We start from the raw sequence: 11,397 nt of genomic DNA, 5'->3' as shown, positions 1-11,397 counted from the left end.
AGCTATTCGTAGCTTTGGGGCTTTTTATTTTAATACAGCCGAACTTACTTGCTAATTCAAACGAGAGACAATAAAAAGCAAATAAGCTTAATGTGCAGAAGACGCTGTGTCATCTTTACCACGGATTTTACCAATAGTAGTAACAATAGCTACCACAATAGCGCCAACAATCAGTCCGACCAATCCATTTAATAACGAAGCGGTCAATCCTTCAAATACCCCAGTAAGATGGGCAATGTCTTCTACACTGTGATGCAAAAAGCTGATACCGTGAACGATAATACCGCCGCCCACCAAGAACATCGCAATCGTGCCTGCTATGGACAAAAACTTCATAAGCTTTGGCGCAGCTGCAAGCATAAACTCGCCAAACTTGCGCTTACTATCACCTGCTTGTGAGTTTTCAATCAAATGCAGACCCGCATCATCAATCTTTACGATGCCTGCAACTAAGCCGTAAATACCGACGGTCACGACAGCAGCCACTATTGAAAGTACGATGCCCTTTTGGACAATATCGCCACCAGCTGCTGTAATTGCGCCTAAAGAGATAACAATAATCTCAGCTGATAAGATAAAGTCTGTACGTATGGCACCTTTGATTTTGTCCTTTTCAAACGCGACCAAATCTACCGACTCATCTGCGTTGGCTTTTAAACGGGCATTTTGCTCTTCATCATGAGGCAACAACTTCGGCCAAAATTTGTGAATGACCTTCTCAGCCCCTTCATAACTCAGGTATAGCCCTCCGATCATCAATAGCGGAGTAATCAACCACGGTATAAAATAACTAATCAATAGCGCCGCTGGTACTAAAATCACTTTGTTCACGGCAGAGCCTTTGGCAACTGCCCAAATGACGGGGAGCTCACGATTTGGCTTAACCCCTGTGACCTGCTCGGCGTTGAGTGCTAAATCATCACCAACTAAGCCCGCGGTTTTTTTGGCAGCGACTTTGGTCATGACGCTTACATCATCCATTAAAACACTGATGTCATCGAGTAAGGTTAATAAACTGGCACCTGCCATGTGTGCTCCTTAAAGCAAATTTGTTAAAGTAAGTCGTTCTCAAATGGTTCATACAATGCACTTTATACAGATTTTTATAGAAACAATGCGATTAGCCATAGATTACAAGTTCAAGCAACTATGTTAAATAGCACAAATGTATCTTGTTTTTTGAATTTATGTTGATAGCCATTCTTTAAAGTTGGCTTTATTGATACTTCTTGGCTGCCTTCCGTTCGCTATTATTTGGCGTAAATATGGTAATATGAAGGCTATTACTGCCTATCTTTTATTATCAACAAGTTATAAAAACTTCTTCAATGTTAGACCTTTAAAACACTGCCAAGACACATTACTATATAGAAAAGTTTATAGCGTTTTTTATAACGAACTCATGATTAGGCGCGACGCCTATAGGAAACCCGTATGCCGTTCCCCACTATCAAAAATACCATCTTGCGTAATGCCCTTTCTCGTACCATTCTATCTCGTTTTATGATGAGTGCGCTGCTGGTTGGTATCGCTGCTGGCTGCTCAAACAATGCCGCTGATGCAACTAGCAATACCAGTGTTGTAAACGCTGCACAGACAAATGCTACTGCTACTAATCCCTCAGCTGGTAATGATGCAGCCGTGGTGAAGGCGTTACAGGCAAACCTAAAAAGCTCTGGTATCGAGGAAACTATCGTTTCAGCCGTACCGACAGATATGGATGGTATTTATTGGGTGACCGCTGAAGGTCTACCTTCTTTCTTTACTGATAAAGCTGGCAAGCATATTATTCAAGGTCAGATCATCGCTGTGGGTGGTGCCGCTCCAGTTGATATCAGTGCTGACCTAGTTGCTACGACAGCACAAGAAGCGCTAAAAGCCGTCGATAAAAAAGACATGGTGATTTATCCAGCAAAAGGTAAAACCAAGGCCGTCATCTATGCCTTTACCGATGCAGACTGTGGCTACTGTCGCAAACTACATTCAGAAATGGATGATATCAATGCGCGCGGTATCGAGGTTCGTTATCTGGCATGGCCACGCAGTCAAGAGTCTGTACCAAAAATGGAAGCGATCTGGTGTAGTCAGGATCGTAAAGCTGCAATGGATCAAGCAAAAATCGGTGCCAATATACAAGCCCCTAGCTGTGCCAACCCTGTACAAGAACATATGGCTCTAGGCTCAAGACTTGGTGTGCGCGGTACGCCTGCGGTATTTACCGAAACAGGACAACAAGTAGGTGGCTACTTGCCTGCAGCAGAATTGGCACAAGCAGTAGGCGCTAACTAATCATTTGAGTTATTAATATTAGTCACTCATATTAGAGCGACTAATATGAGTGACCCAGCATAAATGACATATACATATGCCAAACAAGATTGAAGCTACCGCTTTTTTATAATCGTCAGCTGATATAACCTTGATGACGTTGTCTTTGTAACATTAGTCTTTATGACATTAACCTTCAGAACATTGGCTTTTATGACATGAGCTTTTATGGCATTGTATAGACGTCACAATGCCTTGTCGGTATGATACGATAAAGCGCAATGCAAAATGAGCAACACCCTTTTTATTTGAGCTTTTTTTATTCAACTATGATGAAGTAGATAGGCAGGCAGTACTAGACAATGCGCACAGACATTCTGTTTGATGTCGCAGACTCATTTGACACTGTCACAGCTTATACTGACTTCATTGTATTTAACCTCTTGAGGATACTGTGAGTAATTCCATCAAACTAGCGATACTTGGTCTGGGCACTGTCGGAACGGGCGTGATCAATCTGATCAATGACAATTTAAATGAGCTAAAACGCCGTAGCGGACGCGACATTATTATTACCGAAGTCGGTACGCGTCGTCAGCGTGATGATATTGATACCAATATCATGCAAAACAGCGATCTGATGGCAATTGCCGCAAGCGATAATGTCGATATTGTTATCGAAGTGATTGGTGGTACCACCTTAGCCAAAGACGTCATTATGCAGGCCATTAAAAACGGCAAACATGTGGTCACGGCAAACAAGGCTCTACTCGCTGAACACGGTAATGAGATCTTTGCCTTCGCTGAAGAAAACAATGTGCATGTTGCTTATGAAGCAGCGGTAGCAGGCGGTATTCCAATTATCAAGGTAATGCGTGAAGGCCTTGCTGCCAATAAGATTGAGTGGTTAGCTGGTATTATCAATGGCACTGGCAACTTTATCATGACTGAAATGCGTGATAAAGGTCGCCCGTTCGCCGACGTATTAAGCGAAGCACAAGCACTTGGTTACGCAGAAGCAGATCCTACTTTTGATGTTGAAGGTATTGATGCCGCTCACAAATTGGCGCTACTTGCCTCAATCGCATTTGGTATCCCGCTACAGTTTGATAAAGTCTACTGTGAAGGTATCACTGGTATTACCCTGCAAGACGTGAACTATGCCGAAGAGCTTGGCTACCGTATCAAGCATTTAGGGTTTGCCGTACGTCGCGATAGCGAAAACGATGGTGACGCAGGGGTTGAATTACGCGTACACCCGACACTTATTCCACAAGATGCGCTATTGGCGAACGTCAATGGTGTAAAAAATGCAGTATTGGTTAACTCACATCCACTTGGGCAGACACTCTATTGCGGCGATGGCGCTGGTGCTGGTGCAACTGCTTCTGCAGTGATGGCCGATGTCATGGATTTGGTTCGTGTACTGGGTAGCAAAGACCGCGACGATCAGAGCAACAGTAATCAAAGCAACCACGGCCATCATGTCCCGCATTTAGCATTTATCCCTGATCAGCTATCAGACACGCCTATATTGCGTGCCGATCAGATGGTAACTGGCTATTATTTGCGTGTGCATGCTTATGATAGCCCAGGCGTACTGGCAGATATCACGCGCATCCTAAGTGATGCTGGTATCAATATTGATGCAATCTTGCAAAAGCCTGCGCATAAAGTAGGTCAAGTGCCGGTGATTATTCTGACGCTACCTGTGGTCGAGAGTCAGATGAATCTCGCTATCGAAAAAATTGAAAAGTTAGAGACCATTACTGATAAAGTAGTACGCATACGATTAGATGAGCTAGCATAAACCACATACTGAAGAAGACAGATGCTTATAATATAAGCAAAAGCTAGCCAATCGGCATCTGATTTCTTGGTAGATACTTAATCAAAACGCACAACAAGGAATAATAACGATGTCAAATGATGCAATTGTAATCCTAAACGGCGCACGTACACCAATGGGTGGCTTTCAAGGCGCACTAAAAGACATGAGTGCTACCGAGCTGGGCGCCGCCGCTATCAAAGCTGCTGTCGAACGCTCAGGTGTTAGCGCCGACAGTGTTGATGAAGTCATTATGGGTTGTATCTTGACGGCAGGTCTGGGTCAAGGCCCTGCTCGTCAAGCCATGCGTAAAGCAGGTCTACCGGATGCGACTGGTGCTGTCACTATTAATAAGCTTTGTGGTTCAGGTCTAAAAGCAGTCATGCAAGCGCATGATGGTATCAAAGCGGGCAGCTTCAACGTCGCTGTTGCAGGTGGCATGGAGTCAATGACCAATGCACCATATATCATGCCAGGTTCACGTGGCGGCTATCGTATGGGTCATAAAGAAGTTAAAGACCATATGTTCTTAGATGGTCTAGAAGATGCCGATACTGGTAAGCTTATGGGTATGTTTGCTCAAGAAATGGCCGATGAAAAAGGCTATACACGTGAGCAAATGGATGAGTTTGCAATTGAGTCATTAAACCGTGCGCTGACTGCTATCAAAGACAACCACTTCAAAGATGAGATTGAGCCTGTTACGTTTGCCACTCGCAAAGGCGAGCAAACTGTTGATACCGATGAGCAACCTGCCCTTGCTAACGCTGATCGCATTCCTACTTTACGTCCAGCATTTGCTAAAGACGGCACGATTACTGCTGCAAACGCTAGCTCAATCTCAGACGGTGCTGCAGCCGTCGTAGTAATGAAAGAGTCACAAGCGAAAGCTGAAGGCCTTGATTATCAGGCTCGCATTGTTGCTACTGCCTCAAACTCACGTCACCCAAGCGAATTCACCATTGCGCCAATCGGTGCCATCGAAAAAGTACTATCAAGTGCTGGTTGGTCAGTAGATGATGTAGATCTATGGGAAATCAATGAAGCCTTTGCGATGGTTACTATGGCTGCAATGGACGAGCTGAAACTTGACCATGCTAAAGTAAATATCGAAGGCGGTGCATGTGCCCTTGGTCATCCAGTAGGCTGTTCAGGTGCTCGTATTCTAATTACACTTATCAATTCTCTAAAACGTACTGGTGGCAAAAAAGGCATCGCAACGTTGTGTATCGGTGGTGGTGAGGCGGTAGCTGTTGCTATTGAACTTGCTTAAATAAAGTAGGTTTAACTGACTTAGAATAAGTCAATTGAATAATAGCTAGATAATTATTGTTTATTGAGAAACCGCGTTACTAATGGTAATGCGGTTTTTTTGTGTCTGCTTTCTTTCGATGAATGTTGAATATTACTCTGTGTAAAGACTCGTTAATTTCTACCCCCTTCTATGTTATGCCATTTACAGCCTATTACACGCAATTACTGCAAGTGCACACTTTGCTACCTTGCTCATATATCTCATCAAAAATCACGGTGTTAGGATAGCTACAAGTTGATAGGGAAGCTATTCATTTGGCTTACCATTAACTGTAATAAATACGGTTCTACTAAAAATTAATAACAACATCAACCATTACATTATAAAAAATAAACTCGCAAAAAAGGAATATAACAATGAGTCAACTAATCCGTTTAAAAGATATTCAAGCTACTCATCAAGATTTGATTGGTGATGACTATTATGACCCAACGCACAAAACTGCTTACGGTATCAATGAAGAAAAAATCGGTAAAATCGAAGGTGCCTTAGTAGAAGACACGACTGGTCGTATTCGTTACTTAATCGTAGATGCAGGCGGCTGGTTTAGTTCAAAAGAAGTACTGGTACCAGCAGGTTTAGCACGTATCGTTGGTGATGATGTCTTCTTTGATAGCTTGACCAAAACACAAGTAGAAGCCATGGAAGTATACGATCACGATTATCAATACAGCTATAAAGAGCAGTACGAAAGAGATCGTCAAGCATTTACTGCTGATACACTCCCTGTAGAAGATCGCGTCGATATTGCAGACCACTCGTATGATGCACCAAATACATTAGAGTTATTAGAAGAGCGTTTAACGGTAAATAAAGACCGTATCGTTGCTGGTCTAGTAAAAGTAGGTAAGCATGTCGTTACTGAAGAGCGCAATGTCGATGTAGATCTAGAAGAAGAACATGCCAATATCCAACGTACTAGCGTAGATCGCCCAACAGATCGTCGTATTGGTGATCTCGATGCTACTGAAACAGTTGAAGTTGAGCTACAGGCCGAACGTGCTCGCGTCAGCAAAGAAACCTATGTTTCTGAAGAAGTAAATGTTGGCAAGACGACCGATCATCACACTGAAACTGTGGTTGAGACCATTCAACGCGAAGAGCTAGATGTTGATGGTGACGGCAATGTGGTTGACCGTGAAGGTAACTTAGTAGACCGTGATGGTATCACAGCAGAAGATGTACGCCGTGCTCGTGGCATGTAATATGCTAATACATCATAGTTTAATGACGTAAATTTCCTATATCATCATTTAAATATGATAGTAACAAGTAGCTAAGCTCATCTGTTTAGCCATTAAGATCAGAGCATGTCTCTGGTCTTTTTTGTATTCATAACATGAGCGAATGGTTTATAGTATTAAATGTAGCTAGTTAATATATGTAGTTGGCATATAACGTTTTAGATTGTTGAAAACTCATCATTTTATAATTATAAAGGAACAACAATGACTACTGAAAATGGAAACAGCCTTTACCGAGATAACTTGGATAAAGAACAAAATATCTCAACGAAGCAGACGAATAATACCGTCAATGTTGGACACTTAGAGCTATTAGAAGAGCGTCCTGTGATTAACAAAGAACGCTTGGATGTGGGTAAAGTAACCGTCACCAAGCGTTCACGTACTAAGACTGTTGAAGTGCCAATTGAGTTGGTAGAAGAATATATCACCATTCGTACTGATTATCATGACGCAGAAAGCCAAGATTTACTCTCTGGTAACTACGATGAAAAAGATATATTGCGCCACGTCGAGCCTTCTTTGGATAGCAAAGCTGTAGTGACCATTAATGGTAAACAAATAGAGATTGGCGATGAACCGATTGATATTGTGCTATCTCGCCAAGTGGCTACTGTTACCAAAGACACCTACGCTATTCAAGACATCGAAATCAATAAGAGCACTCATGTACATACTGACAACATTCAAGTAGAGCTCAGACATGAAGAGTTAGATGTGACTGAAGAGGGTCTGTTGGCTCATGGTTCTGATAAAACTCCGTTAAAATAAGCGCTTATAGTTTAACCACTACGAAATCGTATGATTGATAAAGATTATTTCACAACATAAAAAAGCAACGCTATCTTAGCGTTGCTTTTCTGATGCTTATCACTCGTTAAGTATGGAAGACAAATTATGAGGCTTCATTACACTCAAATGTATTAACATTCGACTCATCTGCACCCGCAGTACGCATGACGCCAGTTTTACGAGCTTCATGCCCTACACGCCACTGTGTGAAGCCTTGACCACCATCAATTGCGGTCGCCACTTCAAACACTTCAGGATTACTACCTTCATTGGTCTGGTTCAACGTTACTGTACCCATATCGGTTGCGACAACAACTTGATTGGCATCTTCTTTATAAGTCGCCTCAACTTTTAGTTCAGGTGTACATAGATATGACATCTGCATGACGGCGCTATTTACTGAAGCGGTGGTATCACCTTCTACTTCATTAAGCGAAGCGTCTTCGGTATCGACGACGACATCACTAGGTTCAGCAGGCTCCGCTGACATTGGAACGGACTCTTCTGTATTAGCACCGTCTTCCATGCCCGACTCCGGCTCTGCCTGTTGCTGACAAGCACTGACCGTCAAGGCGCCAGCCAACAAACTTGTTAAAACTACTGAGCTGCGTACTTTTTTTAAGAATTCTACACTCATGACACTCTCCCAAATAAATATGTTAAACACTATAGCGTGTCCATAAATTCACGCCTATGCTGAATTTGTAAGTAATCAATACAAAGTGTTTGTTGGTCTTAGTCTAGCAAGTTTTAAGTTTGCATAAGTTATCTAACAGATATAAAAAAGCCCTTATCTACTTAAGATAAGGGCTTTTTTAGGTAAGAGCTTGCTTTAATAGCAGTTCAGTAAATAACTATTAACTTGCCATGACTAACGACTAGATTTTACCATGACACTGCTTGTACTTAAGACCTGAGCCACAAGGACACGCTGCATTACGACTGATGTTCATACCTGCATATGGGTTTGGTTCATTAGCATTACTACTGTTACCTGCTATAGCAGCACCAACGCCAGCTGCCGCAGCACCGCCATTTAGATTACGGCTTTGTGGTTGCGGCTGGGCAGCTGAACCACTCGCATTGCTATCCAAGTTATCTACATCGTCATGCTCAAACTGCATTTGCATATGGGCAGCGTTCTCACGTTGCTGAATTTCTAATGCTTCCAGTTCTTCCTTGGTTGGGATATGTACACGTGACAAGTCTTGTACGGTCTCAGACTTAATCGCACCAAGCATCATCTGGAACAATTCAAACGACTCACGCTTATATTCCTGCTCAGGGTTTTTCTGTGCATAACCACGTAAATGAATCCCTTTACGTAGCTGATCCATCTGCGTTAAGTGCTCTTTCCAATGCTTATCTAGACTCTGTAGCATGAAATGACGCTCAAGCTGAGCGGCGTCTTTTTCACCCATCTGCTCGCGACGACTATGATAACGATCTATCGCCGTTTGAACGATTTTCTCACGCAGACCTTCTTCATCCAGACGACGATCCTCATCTAACCAATCATTAATCGGCATCGAGATTTTGAACTCGTCTTCTAACTCGTCTTCTAAGCCGTCAATATTCCACTGATCATCAATAGATCCAGGCGGAATAAACTGATTGATCATCGCGTTATATACTTCATGATGCATCACTTCGATAGCTTCTAATAAGTCCATCTCTGCTAATAAATCATCACGCTGACCGTAGATAACTTTACGCTGTTCATTGGCAACATCATCGTATTTCAGTAGGTTTTTACGAGCATCAAAATCGCGACTCTCAACTTTGCCTTGCGCGTTTTCGATCGATTTAGAGACCATTTTATGTTCAATAGCTTCATCTTCTTTGAGACCCATCGCACGCATCATATTGACCACGCGATCGCCTGCGAAGATACGCATCAGATCATCTTCGAGCGATAAGAAAAAGCGTGACATGCCAGGGTCACCCTGACGACCAGCACGACCACGTAGCTGGTTATCGATACGGCGTGATTCATGGCGCTCAGAACCGATGATATGCAAACCACCAGCTGCTACAACTTGGTCATGTTTGACTTGCCATTGAGACTTTAGACGCTGCATCTCTTCTGGGCTAACCGCATCAATATCTTCGATAAACGACTGCCAGTTACCACCAAGGATAATATCCGTACCACGGCCCGCCATGTTGGTCGCGATCGTGACTGACTTCGGACTACCTGCCTGTGCAATAATTTCTGCTTCACGCTCATGCTGCTTGGCGTTTAGAACGTTATGCTTAACGCCTTCTTGGTCAAGCAAGTAAGACAATTCTTCACTGGCTTCAATCGTCGCTGTACCAACCAGTACTGGCGCGCCTTTGGCTTGAATTTCTTTAATTTCGCGAATGATGCCTTTGTATTTGCCTAACTTAGTTAAGAAAATCTGGTCATCCATATCGATACGAGCAATTGGCTCATGCGTTGGAATCACAATGACATCTAGATCGTAAGTAGATTTAAACTCGGCAGCTTCGGTATCAGCGGTACCTGTCATACCAGATAACTTGTCATATAGACGGAAGTAGTTCTGGAATGTCGTGGTTGCAAGTGTTTGGTTTTCTGCTTGGATCTCAACGTTTTCTTTCGCTTCTACTGCTTGATGCAAACCTTCTGACCAGCGACGACCAGGCATGGTACGGCCTGTATTTTCATCAACGATGACCACTTCGCCTTCATCGACGATATAATGAACGTTTTTGACAAATACGTGATGCGCACGGATGGCAGCTTGAACGTGAGCCAGAAGTGGCAGACGACTTGGGCTATATAAGCTTTCGTTCTCACCCAGCTCACCCACTTCGATTAAGAAGCGCTCGATTTTTTCATAGCCTTTTTCGCTGATCTCAATCTGGCGATTTTTTTCATCAATCCAGAAGTCTTCTTCTTCGTTATTCTTGTTTGCTTCTTCATCTTTTGAACGAATCAACACAGGAATGATGGTATTAATCAACGCGTACATGCGTGATGAATCTTCAGCTTGACCCGAAATGATAAGCGGCGTACGAGCTTCATCAATCAAGATTGAGTCAATTTCATCGATAATACAAAAGTTTAGCGGGCGCTGTTTTTTCTCAGCAAGACTAAAGACCATGTTATCGCGCAGATAATCAAAACCGTATTCGTTATTGGTACCATAGGTAATGTCGGCTTGATAAGCTTCGATTTTTTCTTGTGGCGGCTGCTGTGAGTAAATCACCCCAACAGTCATACCTAAAAACCCAAACAACGGACGGTTTAGCTCAGCATCACGTGCAGCCAAATAATCATTGACCGTGACCAGATGAACCCCTTTACCGCTGATCGCATTTAGGTACATGGCCAAGGTTCCCATTAGGGTTTTACCTTCACCAGTTTTCATCTCAGCGATTTTACCTTCGTGCAAGGTGATACCGCCGATCAGCTGCACGTCATAGTGACGCATGCCGTTGACACGCAATGATGCTTCGCGGCAGACAGCAAAGGCTTCTGGCAATAATGCATCTAAGCTTTCGCCTTTTTGATGTCTGGCTTTAAATTCTTCAGTTTTTTGTTGTAGTTGCTCATCAGACAGGGCTTGTATTTCAGCCTCTCGTGCGTTGATCTTGCTGACCACTTTACGCATGCGTTTTAATTCGCGGTCATTTTTGGTGCCAACCACACTGCCTATAATCTTTGATAACATAATTTTTTGACCTATGGAATATTCGATAATTAGTGCGCATTAGCCAAAGCTTAGCTCTCTGCCTTGTCATCACCCGACTAAGTACTACCTAATTTAGTATCGCCCAATTAAGTGTGCCGTCATTATATATGGTTATGACGCTGATGGATACAAGGGCAACGAGTAGATATTTGCCACAGTAAAAACCTAGTAGGACGTGTTAAAATAGCGAATACCTTCTTAAATTTCTTAGCTTTTTTAGCGACTTTATTTATTTTTTACATTTTGATT

The 11,397-nt window shown here is 42.9% G+C and carries 8 protein-coding genes; 5 read left to right on the top strand and 3 right to left on the bottom strand.

The window, feature by feature from the left end; genetic code table 11:
- Nucleotides 1-87: 87 nt before the first annotated feature.
- The gene (locus FQV37_RS02160; RefSeq protein ID WP_134292602.1) at nucleotides 88-1,029 is read right to left on the bottom strand and encodes a DUF808 domain-containing protein; all 942 of its coding nucleotides are present in this window, start codon (nucleotides 1,027-1,029) and stop codon (nucleotides 88-90) included.
- Between the two features lie 405 nt (nucleotides 1,030-1,434).
- On the opposite strand from FQV37_RS02160, the gene FQV37_RS02155 reads away from it, so the two are divergent.
- The 5 genes from FQV37_RS02155 to FQV37_RS02135 all read left to right on the top strand — a co-directional run bounded on the left by FQV37_RS02155 (nucleotide 1,435) and on the right by FQV37_RS02135 (nucleotide 7,426).
- Entirely contained in the window at nucleotides 1,435-2,289 is an 855-nt protein-coding gene (locus FQV37_RS02155) for a DsbC family protein (RefSeq protein WP_160021095.1), read from the top strand.
- A gap of 433 nt (nucleotides 2,290-2,722) precedes the next feature.
- Entirely contained in the window at nucleotides 2,723-4,078 is a 1,356-nt protein-coding gene (locus FQV37_RS02150) for a homoserine dehydrogenase (RefSeq protein WP_160021094.1), read from the top strand.
- A gap of 109 nt (nucleotides 4,079-4,187) precedes the next feature.
- Nucleotides 4,188-5,369, top strand: coding sequence for a thiolase family protein (locus FQV37_RS02145; RefSeq protein ID WP_057758226.1), 1,182 nt, complete (start codon nucleotides 4,188-4,190; stop codon nucleotides 5,367-5,369).
- A 398-nt stretch (nucleotides 5,370-5,767) separates the two neighbouring features.
- A complete protein-coding gene (locus FQV37_RS02140) occupies nucleotides 5,768-6,616 on the top strand; it encodes a DUF2382 domain-containing protein (protein WP_102090798.1) in 849 nt (282 codons plus the stop codon).
- A 243-nt stretch (nucleotides 6,617-6,859) separates the two neighbouring features.
- A complete protein-coding gene (locus FQV37_RS02135) occupies nucleotides 6,860-7,426 on the top strand; it encodes a YsnF/AvaK domain-containing protein (RefSeq protein ID WP_160021093.1) in 567 nt (188 codons plus the stop codon).
- Between the two features lie 124 nt (nucleotides 7,427-7,550).
- Here FQV37_RS02135 and FQV37_RS02130 read toward each other — a convergent pair whose 3' ends face one another.
- Nucleotides 7,551-8,084, bottom strand: coding sequence for a hypothetical protein (locus tag FQV37_RS02130; protein ID WP_160021092.1), 534 nt, complete (start codon nucleotides 8,082-8,084; stop codon nucleotides 7,551-7,553).
- A 241-nt stretch (nucleotides 8,085-8,325) separates the two neighbouring features.
- Nucleotides 8,326-11,127, bottom strand: coding sequence for a preprotein translocase subunit SecA (secA, locus tag FQV37_RS02125; protein WP_160021091.1), 2,802 nt, complete (start codon nucleotides 11,125-11,127; stop codon nucleotides 8,326-8,328).
- Nucleotides 11,128-11,397 lie beyond the last annotated feature (270 nt).

The organism is Psychrobacter nivimaris (assembly GCF_009812035.1).
In the GTDB taxonomy this organism is placed as follows: Bacteria; Pseudomonadota; Gammaproteobacteria; order Pseudomonadales; family Moraxellaceae; genus Psychrobacter; species Psychrobacter nivimaris.
Note: the sequence above shows the minus strand (reverse complement) of the source record. Positions and strands in the feature narration are given on the sequence as shown.